Genomic DNA, 15,187 nt, shown 5'->3' on the forward strand with positions numbered 1-15,187 from the left:
CCGAAACCGACGGGTCGACAGATGCGACGGTATAAGGACGTCCGTGGAGAACACCCGCCCGCCGCGCGCCGACGAGGACTCGTCGTCCGCGTGGTTTCCCTTTCCCCTCACGGGGCGTTCTCGGCGTCGAGACACTCCCGGAGCGGCGCGAGTACCTCGTCGACGACGGTGTAGGGGTCCGTCTCGCGCGCCATCACGTCGTCGACGGCCGACTCGATACCGCCGTGGCGGGCCAGTTCGCCGGCCACCAGTTCGTTGGCGTCCTCGCGCAACAGCGTCCGTATCTCCGCGGCGAACCGGTCGCGGGCCTGTCGCTCTCGCGCGCCCGTCCGGTCGAGGAACTCGCTGTGGTCCTCCAGCACCGAGATGAACGCCTCGACGCCCTCGCTCCGGTTGGCCACCGTCTCGACGATGGGCGGGTCCCACGTCTCGTCGGTGTCGTCCGTTCCCTCCGTCGCGGCCTCGCCCTGTTCGGCGGTGGCCACCGCCCCGTGGTGCCCCGCCTTGCCGGCCCCACTCCGTCCCTGTAACATCTCACGTAACTGCTGGACCGTGCGGTCCGCGCCGTCCAGGTCGGCCTTGTTGACGACGAAGACGTCCCCGATTTCGAGGATACCGGCTTTGAGCATCTGGACGTCGTCGCCGCTCCCCGGCGGGACGAGGACGGCCACCGTGTCGGCGGTCCGGACGATGTCGACTTCGTTCTGCCCGGCACCGACCGTCTCGACGATTATCACGTCTTTCCCGAAGGCGTCCAGGGCGGTGACGGCGTCCGTCGTCGCCGTCGACAGGCCGCCCAGCGACCCACGGGCCGACATCGACCGGAAGAACACGTCCATGTCGCCGGCGTTCGACGCCATGCGGATGCGGTCGCCCAGTACTGCCCCGCCGGAGTACGGCGAGGACGGGTCGATGGCGATGACGCCGACGGTCAGCCCCCGGTCGCGGTACTCGGCGGCCACCTTGTCGACGAGCGTGGACTTCCCCGCGCCGGGACTGCCGGTGACGCCGACGACGTCGGCGTCGCCGGTGTGCTGGTGTAACTCCGAGACTATCTCCCGGTAGCCCGGTGCGCGGTTCTCTATCTTCGTGATGACCCGCGCCAGCGCGCTGTGTTTGCCAGCCAGCAGGTCGTCGACGAGGTCGGTCATCGCTCGGGTGCGTGTTCGCGGATGTAGGAAATCATCTCCTCCATCGACGCGCCGGGGCCGAATATCTCGTCGACCCCCCGGTCTCGCAACTCGGCCTTGTCGTCGTCGGGGACGATGCCGCCGACGAGAATCAGTCGGTCGTCGAACGCGTCGTACTCCTGCAGGCCGTCGAGAATCTTCGGGACCAGCGTGTTGTGCGCCCCCGAGAGGATGGAGATGCCGACGACGTCGACGTCCTCCTGGACGGCGGCCTGCACGACTTCGTCCGGGGACCGGTGGAGGCCGGAGTAGATGACTTCGAACCCGGCGTCACGTAGTGCGCGGGCGATGACGTGTGCGCCCCGGTCGTGGCCGTCGAGGCCGACTTTCGCGACCAGACACCGGATGGTGCGCTCTCCCTGCTCCTGCTCGACACTCATGGCACCAGCTACCACGGCGTGCGGTTTGACTCTTGCCCCGGTCCGGAGCGCCAGACGAGGAGTGGCCACTTACGCCGGAAACACGAGATACGGCACGACGAACAGCAGGAGGAACATGAACAACAAGACGAGACCGTACCCGGCGAGCGTCCCGGCGGCGGTCAGCCACGCCGGGTGGTCGAACTGGTCGAGCGCCGTCATAGCGTCTCTGTCGACCGCGGGTGACAAAGAAGTTCGGGCGAACGCGGACTACTGCCGGCCCAGTCCGCGCTCTCGGACGCCGTCCCGTATCGTCTCTGCCCGCTTCCGGACGCGGCTGGCGTAGCGCTGGACCTTCTCGGGTTTCTCCCCGTAGAAGGAGGCGACCCAGTGGACGTCGAAGTAGAGGGCTATCCACGACTCGACCTCGACGCTGTCCGGCACTGGCGCGTTCATATCAGCGTCCCGACGACAGAAGCTCGGCGTCGTGTCGGCGGTCTACATCCCCATGTCGGCGGCCGCTTCGGGGACGGGGAGTGCGTTCGGCGAGGTGCCGAGCAGCTCCGCGGCGTGGTCCAGCGCCATGTCGAACCCGTAGTAGCGTTCGAGTTCGTCGCCGTCGGCGCTGGGCCGGACCTTCAGCATCGCGTACCCCTCGACGTTCTGGGCGACGGCGGCGGTGCGCCCGTCCGCCTCGAAGGTGAGCAGTCGCTCCGCCTCGGTCTCTCGATAGCGAGCGGTGATGCCGTCGGCCGTCGCCTCCGTCGGGTCCTCGGTGTCTGCCATCGACCGGGCGTTGGGACCGGACGCAGTGAAAGCTGTCGGTTACGGAGGTGGAAGACTTATGTCCGCGACCGCGCTGTCAGTGGACACCGTGACGTCGACAGTCCGCGAGGCGCTCGGTCGTCGGGTCGCGCTAGACCGGCGGGCACTCGCTGCCTTCCGCGTCTCGCTCGCGGTCGTGCTCCTCGTCGACCTCGTCCGCCGCGCGCCGGACCTCGTCGCGTTCTACACCGACGCCGGTGTGCTCCCGCGGTCGGTGCTGGCGGCGCTGTACCCCGGCTGGAACGACCTCTCGCTCCACGCGCTCTCCGGTGCCGCGTGGGTGCAGGTGCTCCTGTTCGTCGCCGCCGGACTCGCCGCTCTGTCGCTGCTCGTCGGCTATCGGACTCGGCTGGCGACGGTCGTCTCGCTCGTCCTCCTCGTCTCCGTACAGGTCCGAAACCCGCTCGTCCTCAACAGCGGCGACGTGCTCCTGCGTCGACTGTTGTTCTGGGGGGCCTTCCTCCCGCTGGGCAGTCGCTGGGCCGTCGACGCCACCGAGGGCGCGACCGACGACCACGGCGTCGTCGGCCCCGCCACGGCCGGGTTGCTGGCACAGGTGGTCGTCGTCTACGCGACCAACGCCGCCGTGAAACTGCGGGCCGACGTGTGGCTTCGGGGCGACGCGGTCCGCTACGTCTTCCAACTGGACCACTTCACCGTCTTGCTCGGTGACGTCGTCGCCGGGTGGACACCGCTCCTGACGCTCGTCGACTGGCTCTGGGTCGGCATGTTGCTGACCTCGCCGCTGCTCGTCGTCCTGACCGGGTGGCGTCGGGCGGCGCTGGTCGGGGCGTTCGTCGGTGCTCACCTCGGGATGGTGCTGACGCTCTCCATCGGGGTGTTCCCGCTGGTCTCGGTGACGGGGTTGCTCGCGCTGGTCCCGAGCGTCGTCTGGGACCGCGTCGAGGGCCGCCTCCGACCGCTCGCGTCGCTCTCGACGGCCGGGTCGGGTCGGACGCCGATTGCCGACCGCGTTCCGGCGCTCTCGCACGTCGCCCGCGCGCTCGCGGTCTGCTGTCTGGCCGTGATTCTGGTGACCAACGCCGTCGGCCTCGGCGTCGTCGCCGCGCCGGCGGGCACGCCGGACCGACTGACGGACCGCTCGTGGGACATGTTCGCACCGTCGCCGCCGCTGGCGACGTGGTGGTACGAGGCCCCGGCGAACCTGACCAGCGGCGACCGAATCGACGCACTCACCGGGGACCCCTACGAGCGGACCCGTCCCACGGAGGCCGCGGCACGGTACCCCAACGAGCGCTGGCGGAAGTTCCTCGACGACGCGCGGAGCGAACCCAGACTCCGCCGTTCGCTGGCGGGGTTCCTCTGTGAGCGGTGGAACCGGACCCACGCCGACGGGATGACGGCGGTGAGCCTGTGGGTGGCGACGGAACGGACGGACCTCGACGGTCCAGAGACGGTCGAGCGGGAGCGGTTGGGACGGTATCGCTGTGGCGCCGTCCGGTCCGGTCGGTGACCGCGGCGACCGGCGCGAAGTCGAAACACCCGAAGGGGCGCCCGACCTGAGTCCGGCCATGGCGAAGTGGTTCCAGAGCGGTCGGCGGCGGGACATGTGCGTCATCCTCGCAGGGGCCGAGGACGGCGAACTGACGGGCCAACGGCTCAAGACGCGCCTCGAGCGGCGGTACGACGCGCGCATCGAGCCAAAGAGCTTCTACGGGGCGCTGGAGGCGATGGCGGACGCCGGGTTCGTCCAACACCGCACCGACGGCATCGCCGACAAGTACTCGCTGACCGAGGGCGGCGAGCGTCGCCTGCGCGAGCACTACGCGTGGATGGGCGAGCACCTCGGCGAGGCGGACGGCGAACAGTGACTCAGTCCAGCAACTCGTCGGCGATGGTGTTGCGGAGGACCTCGCTGGTCCCCTCGTATATCTCGTTGAGTTTGGCGTCGCGGTAGAACCGCTCGACGGGGAAGTCCTTCGTGTAGCCGTAGCCGCCGTGAATCTGGATGCCCTCGTTGGCCACCTCGCGGGACACCTCCGAGGCGTACAGTTTGGCCTGTGCGGCCTCCTTGACGAAGTTCTCGCCGCGCATCTTCAGGTCGGCGGCCTGATGCATCAACAGGCGGGCGGCCTGTGTCTTCGTGTCCATGTCCGCGAGTTTGTGCTGGATGGCCTGAAAGTCGGAGATGGGCTGGTCGAACTGCTCGCGGTCCTGTGCGTACCGCAGCGCCTCGTCCAGCGCGGCCTGTGCGATGCCGACGCCGCGGGCGGCGATAGTGATGCGCCCGCCGTTGAGCGTCTTCAGCGCGTGGACGAACCCGCGGCCCTCGTCGCCGAGGCGGCGCTCCTCTGGGAGGTACATCTCGTCGAAGCGCAGTTCCGCCGTGGGACAGCCCTTGTCGCCGAGTTTGTGTTCGGTCCCCTCGACGACGAACCCGTCGTCCTCCTCGGGTCGGACGACGAACGAGGAGATGCCCTTGTTGCCCGCCTCGGGGTCCGTCTTCGCGAACAGGACGACGGTGTCGGCGACGGAACCGTTCGAAATCCACAGTTTCCCGCCGTCGACGACGTACCCGTCGCCGTCCGGTTCGGCCGTCGTCGTCATCGCCGGTACGTCACTGCCGGCGCCGGGTTCAGAGAGCGCGAACGCGCCGACGTCCTCGCCCTCGGCCATCGGGGTGAGGTACGTCTCCTTCTGGGCCTCGTCGCCGAACTCGTAGACCATGTTGCAGGCCAGCGAGATGTGGGCGGCGACGATGGTGCCGAGACCCCCGCTCCCGCGGGATATCTCCTCCAGTGCCATCGCGTAACTGTGGTAGTCGAGGCCGGCGCCGCCGTACGCTTCGGGGATGGGCATCCCCATCAGCCCCAACTCGGCCATCTGGTCGACGAGGTCCCACGGGAACTCGTCCGACTCGTCTATCTCGGCGGCGCGCGGAACGACTTCCTCGTCGACGAACTCCGCGACCATCTCTCGGATCTGGCGCTGTTCCGCTGTGGGACTGAAGTCCATGTGACAAGGTATCGAGGCCCGCGCCTTTACTGTTCGGCAACTGGCGGTCCGTTGTCTGCCATCGTATGCCGGCCGCCACGGCGGGTCAGTCGTACTCGTAGAACCCCGCCCCGGTCTTCTTCCCGAGGTCGCCGGCGGCGACCTTCCGCTTGAGGAGGTACGCCGGCTTGTAGCGGTCCCCGAGTTCCTCGTGGAGCGTCTCGCTCGCGTCGAGGACGACGTCGAGCCCGATGTGGTCGGCCAGTTCCAGCGGCCCCATCGGGACGTTCGTCCCGAGGGTCATCCCGCGGTCGATGTCGGCCATCTCCGCGACCCCCTCGTCGTAGGCGCGGATGCCCTCGTTTATCCACGGCATGAGGATACGGTTGACGACGAAGCCGGGTTTGTCGTCGGCCTCCCACGTCTCCTTCCCGAGGTCTTCGGCGAACGCGTGCCCCAGTGCGAGGGTGTCCTCGCTCGTCTTCTCGCCGACGACCACCTCGACCCCCTTCATCACCGGGACTGGGTTCATGAAGTGCAGTCCCAGCACCCGTTCTGGTCGGTCGACGACGCTGGCGATGGTGGTGATAGAGAGCGTGCTGGTGTTCGTCGCGAGCACCGTCTCGGGGGCACAGGTCTCCGCGAGGTCCTCGAAGACGGACTGCTTGACGTCCATGTCCTCCGTGGCCGCTTCGACCACGATGTCACAGTCGGACAGGTCGGCGAGGTCGGTCGTCCCATCGATGCGGTCGCGGGCGCGGTCGGCTTCCGGGCGGGTCAGTTCGTCCCGGGCGACGAGTCGGGCGAGGCTCTCGTCCACGTCCTCGAACCCCGCGGAGACGAACTGCTGTTCGACGTCGCGCATCACGACGTCGTAGCCCGCGGTGGCGGCGACCTGCGCGATGCCGTTGCCCATCGTGCCGGCACCCACGACGCCGACGCGGTCGATGTCGTCGAGTTGCATACCCGGCGGTTCGCCTCCCGTTCGTGTAAGTCTGCCGACCTTAGGAGAACGATAACTAACCTTACCATTGTATAAACGTGTGACTAAGTGCCATGCGTAAACCCCACGAGGGCGCGGCTCCTGAATAATTGACTCGCTCCGTAGTAAATGTCAGCAACAAGATACTTATGGTGTGGGCCAGAAGCAGGAGGTGACGAGACACACTGGGAACCGCCGCCGGACGACCCCACACCCGACTCGACCGGCACACCCCCAGCCCCACCATAGATGAGCAAATCACTCGACGCCTCGGCCGCCCAGGCCGACCGGACGGTCGCACAGGTCATCGACACAATCGCGGATGCGGCGAGCGACGTTCGAACAGCCATCGCGACGGAACGCGAACACAGCGGCACGGTCAACCCCAGCGGCGACGAGCAACTGGCCGCCGACCTCCGGGCGGACGAACTGTTCGAGGAGCGCATCCTCGGCATCGACGGCGTCGCCACCTACGCCAGCGAGGAACGCGAAGAAGTCGCGACCAGCGACGGACGCCTCCACGTCGCGATGGACCCGCTCGACGGGTCGTCCAATCTGGAACCAAACAGCGGCATGGGGACAATCTTCGGCGTGTACACCGAGCGCCCGCCCACGAAAGGCCGGAACCTGCTGGCCGCCGGGTTCGTCATCTACGGTCCGGTCACGTCGATGGTCGTCGCCCGCGACGGCCGCGTCAAGGAGTACGTCCTCGGCGACGAACAGCGACTCGTCGACGACGACGTGACCGTCCCCGACGACCCGACCGTGTTCGGGTTCGGCGGCGGCGTCGACTCGTGGACCGACGAGTTCCAGACGTTCGCCGAGGCGGTTCGCCACGAACTCAAACTCCGCTACGGCGGCGCGATGATTGCCGACATCAATCAGGTGCTCACCTACGGCGGCATCTTCGCGTACCCCGCGCTGGAGTCCCGCCCCGAGGGGAAACTCCGCCTCCAGTTCGAGGGCCAACCGATGGCCTACATCGTCGAGGCGGCCGGGGGTCGGTCCTCGGACGGCGAGCAGTCGCTCCTCGACCTGAACCCCGACGAACTCCACGAGCGAACGCCCCTCCACCTCGGTAACGCCTCGCTCGTCGACCGCCTCGAGTCCGAGGTCGGTCAGTAACCGAGGTATATCGCCAGCGCTTTCAGGATACCGTAGACCACCACGACCAGTCCCACGAGGACACTCAGTATCGTCCCGACGATACCACTGGGCCAGAGGGCAAGCGGGTTCGGGACGCCCGGGAGTGCGAACCCGCCACCGCCGTTACTGACGTTCGTGACTCGCTGGTTCCCGACTTCGAGAGGGCCACGCTCGGCCACGTCTCTGGCGAACTCCGTCGTCCGCGTCTCGCCGGCGGGCACCGTCACCTCGCGAGTGGCGAGCGTCGAGTCGTTCAGGAAGACGGCGACGAGGTAATCGCCCGTCGCGGTCCCCCGGTTCGTCAGCGTCACCGTGAGCACGGCCCGGTCGCCGACCGAGAGGTTGGCGGGGTCGACGGTGACGTTCGTGACCCGAACGTCCGGGGTGCCCTGCTGGGCGGCCTGCTCGGTCGGTTGTTCTGTCGGTGTCGGCGTCGTGTCGTCACCGGATTCCTCCGTGGTCTGGTCGGTGTCGAGACCCACGGCGAACCGCGAGAGCCCCGGCGCCGTCGCACGGTAGACGACGCGGGTGTCGCCGCGTTCGACGACGGCCGTCTCGAGCGCCGTCCACCCGCCGTCGTCCCGGTACAGCGTGACCGCGTCGGGGCCGACCCCGTGACGGTTCAGCGCCGCCCGGTCGACGGCGAACCGAATCGTCACGGCCTCGGCGGGCACGTCGGCGTGGTCGATTTCGAACAGCCCGAGGCCCGCGTCGCCCGTCGCCGTCGCGAGCGAGGGCGGCGTCCGATTGCGCGCCCTGAGAGCGACCGGAACGGTCCCATCGTCCGGCACCGAGGCCGTCACGCGCACCAGCGAGGCGTTCGCTCCCGAGACGAGCGGACCGTCCGGCGCGTCGACGGTCTGTGCGAATCCCGTCCCGTCGACCGTCGCCGTGGCGTGGGTGGCGTTGTGCCGGGTGAGGGCGACCGCACCGGCGCTCCCGTTGGCCGTCCTGACGGTCACGGTTCGCGTGGCGACGGCGGCGTTGCCGAACGGGTCGGTCACTTCCACGGCTATCGCGTGGGTGCCCGGCGTCGCGAACGCCACGCGAATCGACTCGCCCGGGATGATGGTGCCGCCGTCGACGCGCCAGCGGTAGTCCTCGATTCGCTGGTCGTCGGTGGAGTCGGCCGCGGTGAAGTTCACCGGGTCGCCGACGGTGGCGTTCTCGGGGCCGTCGAGCGTGACGTTCGGCGCGGACCCGTCGTAGCGGAACTGCTTCAGCCGGCTGAACCTGATGCTGTTGTTGTAGCGGTCGGTGGCCGACATCCAGAGGACCGCGTACTTCCCCTCCTCCGGGAACGTGTAGCGGGTCGTGTACACCGCCGTGGAGTCGACCGACTCGTCGAAGTCCGAGCGGTTCAGTTCGTCCGTCGTCGGGCCGCCGATACTGACCCGGAGGCCGCCGAGGGGTTCGTTCGTCTCCGCCCGTATCTCGACGGTCGACTCGTTCACGCGCCGCAGGGCGAACGAGCGATACCGGGGCGTCACGGTGTCCATCCCGGAGACGGTGACGGTGCCGTCGGCGAGGGCGTTGCCCGCCTCGTCTTCGATGGTGGCACCGCTCCGGAGCCCGACCGTGACCTCGTTCACGTCGAGCCGGCCGTCGAGGAACAGCGAGACCCGTGCGCCGGTGCGGTTCTCGCCGCCGACGTCCAGCGGCGTGACGGAGACGTTCTCGACGGTCCCCTCGGTCAGCACGAAGTCGTCGGCCGAGATGCTCCCCGTGTCGAGGGTCCCGTCGTCGTAGACGGTCACGTCGATAGTGGTCGCGTTCCCCTTCGTCGCGTTCCCCCACTCCGGGGGCGTCGTATCGGCGGCCGCGACGGGACCGCTCGCGGCGACGGCGAGGGCACCGAGGAGGAGCACGGCGAGGAGGGTGCGCGGAATCCCCCGAGAGGCGGGCCGACTCCGCTCTTCCCCGGCGCTGGCGACGCTCATTGCTCGCCAGTTGCCTACGGCCGGTTATCAATCGCCCGGCGACATTACGAGCGATGATAATCGAACCGCGAGCGGGGTAAGGACTGTGACCCCCGGGGCCGTGGGACACGGTATGAAGGTTCGTATCGCCGCAGACGCCAGCCGCGACGAGGCGTCGGCTATCGCCGCCGCCGTCGCCGAACACGTCGGAGAGCGAGTCGAGGTGTACGTCGGCGACAGCGACGACCCCACGTTCGTCGAGGAAGTCGCCGAGGCCGACACGGACGACGGCGGGACCGTCGACAGCGGCGACGCCGACGACGCCGGCCCCACCGACCGGGAGCGACGGCTCCGCGAGGAGATAGCCGACATCGAGCGCGGCGGCCCCGAGAAGTACCGCGAGCGCCTCGCCGAACAGGGCAAACTGTTCGTCCGTGACCGACTCGAACTCTGGTTCGGCGAGGACGGACTGGACTTCGAGGACGGTCGCTTCGCGAACTTCGACGCGTGGCACGCCGACAGTCCCGAGGTCGACGAGTACGACGACGGGACACGCCTCCCGGCCGACGGGATGCTCACCGGCGCGGCCACGCTGGACGGCCGCAAGGTCCACGTCGCCGCCAACGACTTCACGGTCAAGGCCGGGTCGATGGCCGAACGCGGCGTCGAGAAGTTCCTCCGCCTCCAGCAACGGGCTCTGAAGACCGGGCGACCGGCGCTCTATCTGGTCGACTCCTCTGGCGGCCGCATCGACCAACAGACGGGCTTCTTCGCCAACCGAGAGGGCATCGGGAAGTTCTACTACAATCACTCCATCCTCTCCGGCGCGGTCCCCCAAATCTGCGTGCTGTACGGTCCCTGCATCGCCGGCGCGGCCTACACGCCCGTCTTCTCCGACTTCACCGTGATGGTCCGCGGGATGAGCGCGCTGGCTATCGCCTCGCCGCGGATGGTCGAGATGGTCACCGGCGAGGACATCGACCTCGAGACTTTGGGCGGCCCGGACGTCCACGCCCGCCACTCCGGCAGCGCCGACCTCGTGGCCGACGACGAGGAACACGCCCGCGAACTCGTCGCCGACCTGATAACGTACCTGCCCGACAACGCCGACGAGAAACCGCCGCGTGCCGAGACCGTCGCACCGTCGAAGTCACCGGCGGGACTCGACAGTGTCGTCCCCGAGGAGCCGAACAAGGGGTACGACATGCACCGCGTGATAGAGCGCGTGGTCGACGGGGACTCCTTCTTCGAGTTGCAACCGGAGTACGGAAAGGAGATTCTGACCGGGTTCGCCCGCGTCGACGGCCGCTCTGTCGGCGTCGTCGCCAACCAACCCGCCCAGCGTGCCGGCGCAATCTTCCCCGACGCGGCCCGCAAGGCCGCCGAGTTCGTCTGGAAGTGCGACGCCTACAACGTCCCCCTGCTGTACCTCTGTGACACGCCGGGGTTCATGGCCGGGTCCGGCGTCGAGAAGGAGGGCATCCTCGAAGCGGGGAAGAAGATGATCTACGCCACGTCCTCGGCCACCGTCCCGAAGCAGTGCGTCGTCGTCCGCAAGGCGTACGGGGCGGGCATCTACGCCATGTCCGGGCCGGCCTACGACCCGGAGGCGACGCTGGCGCTCCCGAGCGGGGAAATCGCCATCATGGGGCCGGAAGCGGCCATAAACGCCGTCTACGCGAACAAACTCGACGCCATCGACGACCCCGAAGAACGGGCCGAACGTGAACGCGAACTCCGGGAGGAGTACCGCCGCGACATCGACGTCCATCGGATGGCGAGCGAAGTGGTCATCGACGAAATCGTCCCGCCGAGCGACCTGCGGGCGGAACTGGCCGCTCGCTTCGAGATGTACGAGACCGTCGAGAAGGACCGCCCCGACAAGAAACACGGGACGGTCATCTGAGTCACTCGGCGTCTATCATCACGTCGCTGGCCTTCACGACGGCGCTGACGTCGTCGCCGGGGACGAGGTCCAGACGCTCGACCGAGGCCCGCGTGATGGTCGAGGTGACGGTCTGTCCGTCGTCGAGTTCGACCACGACCTCTGCCATCACGCCGTCCATCTCGACGGCCGTCACGGTGCCGCGCAAGTTGTTTCTGGCACTGAGTACCATGCGAACAGATAGGTTCTCCAACACGTATATCGTGTCGGTCGGCCGCGCCGACCCGTCAGAGTGCCCCCACGACGGACCGGGACCGCCGTCGCGGCGGAATCGCTCCGGTCGACTCACTCCCCGGCCAGCGTCACCCGGTCTAGCGTCGGCGTCGCTCGAGCGGCGAGTGCCGCGGCCACGAGGACGAACGCGAGGGCACCCGCGACCCCGACGGGATTGGCGACCAGTTCGTCCAGCGCGGGGTCCTCGGCGACGGCGTAGACGACCACGAACCCGGCGGCGGCGTTGAACACGCCGTGGAACAGCGCCGCGGCCACCAGCGACTCGGCACGGACGACGAGATACGTGTACAGCGGGGAGAACGCGACGCAGGCGACCACCATCAGCCCCACCCCGACGACGGGAAAGGAGGGGAAGTTGTACCCGTCGAGGATTATCGGCGCGTGCCAGAGCCCCCAGAGGACGCCGATGGCACCGGACGCCCGCCAGAACCCCAGCGGCGCGAGTTCCCAGAGCAGATAGCCCCGCCAGCCGAACTCCTCGCCGAAGGCGAACGCGGCGTTGACCGTCGCCCCCAGTGCGAGGACGACGGCGGCGGTGACGAGGACGCCGACGGCCCCGCCGGGGAGTGTCACCCCGGGGAGAGCGTTCGCGCTCGGGTCGAAGCCGATACCGGGGACGGCCACCGAGAGGAGCAGCGTCAGGGCGACCATCGGGAGTGCCGACAGCGCCGCGACGGCGAGCCACGTCGGCCGACCGACGCGCAGGCCGACCGTCCGCAGCGAGACTCCGGAGGTGAGTGTGGCGACGAGGCCCGCCACCATCGGCGTGAACATGTACACCGGCGCCAGCGCGACCATCCGAACGCCGGTGGCCAGCGAGACGGCGACGAGCGCCGCGGCGAGGCCGACGAGCGTGACGACGAACCGCGCGAGTCGGCCGCGGTCGGGCGTGGGCATCGTCAGTCCTCGGCGCGCTGGACCAGCGCGGTTCGCTCGAACGAACAGACGAGCGTGTCGTCCTGCTTGTAGACGTCGACGCGCATCGTGACGATACCGCGGTCCCCGTCGCTCGTCAGTCGTTTGTTCGTGACGGTCGACTCGGCGCGGATGGTGTCGCCGTGGAACACCGGCGCGGGATGCTCCACGTCGTCGTACGAGAGGTTCGCGACGATGGTGCCGTCCGTCGTGTCCGGGATGGTCAGGCCGACGGCGAGCGACATCGTGTAGAGACCGTTGACGAGGCGCTCGCCGAACTGCGTCTCGCTCGCGAACTCCGCGTCTAAGTGGAGCGGTTGCTGGTTCATCGTGAGGTCGCAGAACCGCTGGTTGTCGCTCTCGCTTATCGTCCGGCGCTTCTCGTGTTCGATGGTCTCTCCCTCGGTGAACTCCTCGTAGTACAGGCCGGTCATACCGGGAGATGGCCCGCCGCGGCCTTATCCCTGCGGGACGGGTGCGACCGAGCGCCGACACTTACGGGCCGGGGCGACGAACGGGGGCGTATGCCCCGCAGAAGCGTCCTGTTCTCCCCCGGTGACGAACCCGAGAAGCTACGGAAGGCGCCGCGGAGCGACGCCGACGTGGTCGTCTTCGACCTCGAAGACGCCGTCGTCCCCGACGCCAAACCCGCCGCCCGCGAGGCCGTTCGGGACGCCCTCGCCGCGATACTGCCGGCCGACTGCGAGGTCTGTGTCCGCGTCAACCCCGTCGGCGCGGGGGCGGCCGACGACCTCGCCGTCGTACTGGCGGGTCCGGCCCCGGACAGCGTGATGCTCCCGAAGACGAGCGACGCCGACGACGTGCGACTGCTCGCGGAGTCGCTCGACGAGGCCGGCGTCGACTGTCCGATTCTCTCGCTCGTCGAGTCGGCCGCGGGCGTCCTCCACGCCGAGGCCATCGCGGCCGTCGAGGCGACGGACGCCCTCGTGTTCGGGGCCGAGGACCTCGCCGGCGACATCGGCGCGACAGGGAGCGAGGACCGGAGCGAAGTCGCCCACGCCCGTCAGCACGTCGTCCTCGCGGCGCGGGCGGCCGGAGTGACCCCCATCGACACCCACTTCCCCAACTTCACCGACGACGCCGGCCTCCGCCGGGACGCCCGCCGAGCGCTCCAGTTGGGCTACGACGGCAAACTCGCCATCCACCCGGCACAGGCGACGGTCCTCAACGACGTGTTCACGCCCGACGCGGACCGAATCGAGTGGGCCGAGCGGATTCTCTCGGCCCGCGACGAGGCCGACGGCGGCGTCTTCGTCGTCGGCGGCGAGATGATAGACGCCCCGCAGATTCGACAGGCCGAGCGCGTCCTCGAACGGGCGGGCGTCGACGGCCCGCCCCCGGACGATACCCACGACGGCACCACGTGACCATGGCCGGCGGCACCCTTTTGTCTCCGGTCGGCTACTGAGTACGTATGTCTGACGAGGTGAATCCGTTCGAGAGCTTGCAGGAGCAAATCGACGACGCCGCCGCCTACCTCGAGTACTCCACGGACGTTCTCGAACGCCTCAAACACCCCGAGCGCGTCCTCGAGACGACCCTCTCCGTCGAGATGGACGACGGCTCGGTCGAGGTGTTCGAAGCCTTCCGCTCGCAGTTCAACGGCGACCGCGGCCCGTACAAGGGCGGTATCCGCTACCACCCGCAGGTCTCCCGCGACGAAGTGAAGGCCCTCTCCGGCTGGATGGTGTACAAGTGCGCCGCCGTCAACATCCCCTACGGCGGCGGGAAGGGCGGTATCAAGTTCGACCCGCGCCAGTACTCCGCCAGCGAGGTCGAGCGCATCACCCGCTCGTTCGCGAAGGAACTCCGGCCCCTCATCGGCGAGGACCGGGACATCCCCGCGCCGGACGTCAACACCGGCCAGCGGGAGATGAACTGGATAAAGGACACCTACGAGACGCTGGAGAACACGACCGAACCCGGCGTCATCACCGGGAAGGCACCCGAGTCCGGCGGGAGCGCCGGCCGGGTCGAGGCGACGGGCCGGTCGGTGATGCTCACCACTCGAGAGGCCTTCGACTATCTCGGGAAGGACATCGAGAGAGCGACCGTCGCCGTGCAGGGGTACGGCAACGCTGGCTCGGTCGCCGCGAAACTCATCGACGATCTGGGCGCGAACGTCGTCGCCGTCTCGGACTCCTCCGGGGCCGTCCACAACCCCGACGGCTTCGACGCCCGCGCCGCGAAAGACCACAAGAACGAGACTGGCTCCCTCGCCGGATTCGAGGGGGCGACGGAGGAACTCTCGAACGAGGAACTGCTGACGATGGACGTCGACCTGCTCATCCCGGCGGCGCTGGAGAACGCCATCGACGGCGACATCGCCAACCACGTGCAGGCCGATATCATCGTGGAGGCGGCCAACGGGCCGCTGACGCCGCGCGCCGACGACGTGCTCTCTGAGCGCGACGTGGCCGTCTTCCCCGACATCCTCGCGAACGCCGGCGGCGTGACCGTGTCGTACTTCGAGTGGGTCCAGAACCGCCAGCGCTTCTACTGGGAGGAAGAGCGCGTCAACGACGAACTCGAACGGGTCATCACGACGGCCTTCGAGGACCTCGTCGACACCTACGAGCGCACCGACGCCGAGGACTTCCGCACGGCGATGTACGTCGTCGCCATCGAACGCGTCGTCGACGCCGCCGAAGAGGGCGGCATCTGGCCCTGAACGCCCGCCGGCAGTCGCCTCGCTG

General features: G+C 68.6%; 17 protein-coding genes. 6 read left to right on the forward strand and 11 right to left on the reverse strand.

Translation table 11 applies throughout. The annotated features are described in order from the left end of the window. Positions 1 to 107: 107 nt before the first annotated feature. The 5 genes from meaB to EGH21_RS01025 all read right to left on the reverse strand — a co-directional run bounded on the left by meaB (position 108) and on the right by EGH21_RS01025 (position 2,335). The gene (gene meaB, locus EGH21_RS01010; protein ID WP_220616615.1) at positions 108 to 1,151 is read right to left on the reverse strand and encodes a methylmalonyl Co-A mutase-associated GTPase MeaB; all 1,044 of its coding nucleotides are present in this window, start codon (positions 1,149 to 1,151) and stop codon (positions 108 to 110) included. Beyond that, positions 1,148 to 1,570, reverse strand: coding sequence for a cobalamin B12-binding domain-containing protein (locus tag EGH21_RS01015; RefSeq protein WP_220616616.1), 423 nt, complete (start codon positions 1,568 to 1,570; stop codon positions 1,148 to 1,150). Before EGH21_RS01015 ends, meaB begins: the two co-directional genes overlap by 4 nt. Positions 1,571 to 1,639: 69 nt before the next feature. Next, positions 1,640 to 1,771 carry a hypothetical protein gene (locus EGH21_RS24345; RefSeq protein WP_268899033.1) on the reverse strand — a complete coding sequence of 44 codons (132 nt, stop codon included), beginning with the start codon at positions 1,769 to 1,771 and terminating at the stop codon, positions 1,640 to 1,642. A 48-nt stretch (positions 1,772 to 1,819) separates the two neighbouring features. After that, positions 1,820 to 2,005: a hypothetical protein gene (locus EGH21_RS01020; protein WP_220617320.1), complete on the reverse strand. Its 186-nt coding sequence runs from the start codon at positions 2,003 to 2,005 to the stop codon at positions 1,820 to 1,822. Between the two features lie 42 nt (positions 2,006 to 2,047). After that, positions 2,048 to 2,335 carry a DUF7111 family protein gene (locus EGH21_RS01025; protein ID WP_220616617.1) on the reverse strand — a complete coding sequence of 96 codons (288 nt, stop codon included), beginning with the start codon at positions 2,333 to 2,335 and terminating at the stop codon, positions 2,048 to 2,050. An 88-nt stretch (positions 2,336 to 2,423) separates the two neighbouring features. On the opposite strand from EGH21_RS01025, the gene EGH21_RS01030 reads away from it, so the two are divergent. Beyond that, the gene (locus EGH21_RS01030) at positions 2,424 to 3,848 is read left to right on the forward strand and encodes an HTTM domain-containing protein (protein ID WP_328764986.1); all 1,425 of its coding nucleotides are present in this window, start codon (positions 2,424 to 2,426) and stop codon (positions 3,846 to 3,848) included. Positions 3,849 to 3,906: 58 nt separating this feature from the next. After that, entirely contained in the window at positions 3,907 to 4,206 is a 300-nt protein-coding gene (locus EGH21_RS01035) for a helix-turn-helix transcriptional regulator (protein ID WP_220617280.1), read from the forward strand. 1 nt (position 4,207) lies between these two features. Here EGH21_RS01035 and EGH21_RS01040 read toward each other — a convergent pair whose 3' ends face one another. Together EGH21_RS01040 and EGH21_RS01045 are read right to left on the reverse strand one after the other, a co-directional pair. Further along, a complete protein-coding gene (locus tag EGH21_RS01040) occupies positions 4,208 to 5,350 on the reverse strand; it encodes an acyl-CoA dehydrogenase (RefSeq protein ID WP_220616619.1) in 1,143 nt (380 codons plus the stop codon). 85 nt (positions 5,351 to 5,435) lie between these two features. Then, a complete protein-coding gene (locus tag EGH21_RS01045; protein ID WP_220616620.1) occupies positions 5,436 to 6,293 on the reverse strand; it encodes a 3-hydroxyacyl-CoA dehydrogenase family protein in 858 nt (285 codons plus the stop codon). A 267-nt stretch (positions 6,294 to 6,560) separates the two neighbouring features. Between EGH21_RS01045 and EGH21_RS01050 the strand changes: the two genes are divergently transcribed. After that, positions 6,561 to 7,436, forward strand: coding sequence for a class 1 fructose-bisphosphatase (locus tag EGH21_RS01050; protein WP_220616621.1), 876 nt, complete (start codon positions 6,561 to 6,563; stop codon positions 7,434 to 7,436). Here the strand turns inward: EGH21_RS01050 and EGH21_RS01055 are convergent. Further along, complete coding sequence (locus EGH21_RS01055; protein WP_220616622.1) at positions 7,430 to 9,397, reverse strand: PKD domain-containing protein; 1,968 nt, start codon at positions 9,395 to 9,397, stop codon at positions 7,430 to 7,432. The genes EGH21_RS01050 and EGH21_RS01055 overlap by 7 nt on opposite strands. 112 nt (positions 9,398 to 9,509) lie before the next feature. Between EGH21_RS01055 and EGH21_RS01060 the strand changes: the two genes are divergently transcribed. After that, positions 9,510 to 11,282 (forward strand): acyl-CoA carboxylase subunit beta, encoded by a 1,773-nt coding sequence (locus EGH21_RS01060; protein ID WP_220616623.1) that lies wholly within the window; start codon positions 9,510 to 9,512, stop codon positions 11,280 to 11,282. Between the two features lies 1 nt (position 11,283). Here EGH21_RS01060 and EGH21_RS01065 read toward each other — a convergent pair whose 3' ends face one another. From EGH21_RS01065 to EGH21_RS01075, 3 genes are all read right to left on the reverse strand, one after another. Next, a complete protein-coding gene (locus tag EGH21_RS01065; RefSeq protein WP_220616624.1) occupies positions 11,284 to 11,493 on the reverse strand; it encodes a TOBE domain-containing protein in 210 nt (69 codons plus the stop codon). A 113-nt stretch (positions 11,494 to 11,606) separates the two neighbouring features. After that, a complete protein-coding gene (locus tag EGH21_RS01070) occupies positions 11,607 to 12,452 on the reverse strand; it encodes a CPBP family intramembrane glutamic endopeptidase (RefSeq protein WP_220616625.1) in 846 nt (281 codons plus the stop codon). A gap of 2 nt (positions 12,453 to 12,454) precedes the next feature. After that, positions 12,455 to 12,904, reverse strand: coding sequence for a MaoC family dehydratase (locus tag EGH21_RS01075; protein WP_220616626.1), 450 nt, complete (start codon positions 12,902 to 12,904; stop codon positions 12,455 to 12,457). Between the two features lie 90 nt (positions 12,905 to 12,994). On the opposite strand from EGH21_RS01075, the gene EGH21_RS01080 reads away from it, so the two are divergent. Continuing rightward, positions 12,995 to 13,858: an HpcH/HpaI aldolase/citrate lyase family protein gene (locus tag EGH21_RS01080; RefSeq protein WP_220616627.1), complete on the forward strand. Its 864-nt coding sequence runs from the start codon at positions 12,995 to 12,997 to the stop codon at positions 13,856 to 13,858. Positions 13,859 to 13,905: 47 nt separating this feature from the next. Beyond that, positions 13,906 to 15,162 (forward strand): Glu/Leu/Phe/Val family dehydrogenase, encoded by a 1,257-nt coding sequence (locus tag EGH21_RS01085; protein ID WP_220616628.1) that lies wholly within the window; start codon positions 13,906 to 13,908, stop codon positions 15,160 to 15,162. Positions 15,163 to 15,187: the final 25 nt, after the last annotated feature.

It is taken from the genome of Haloarcula rubra, assembly GCF_019599465.1.
GTDB classification, from domain to species: Archaea; Halobacteriota; Halobacteria; order Halobacteriales; family Haloarculaceae; genus Haloarcula; species Haloarcula rubra.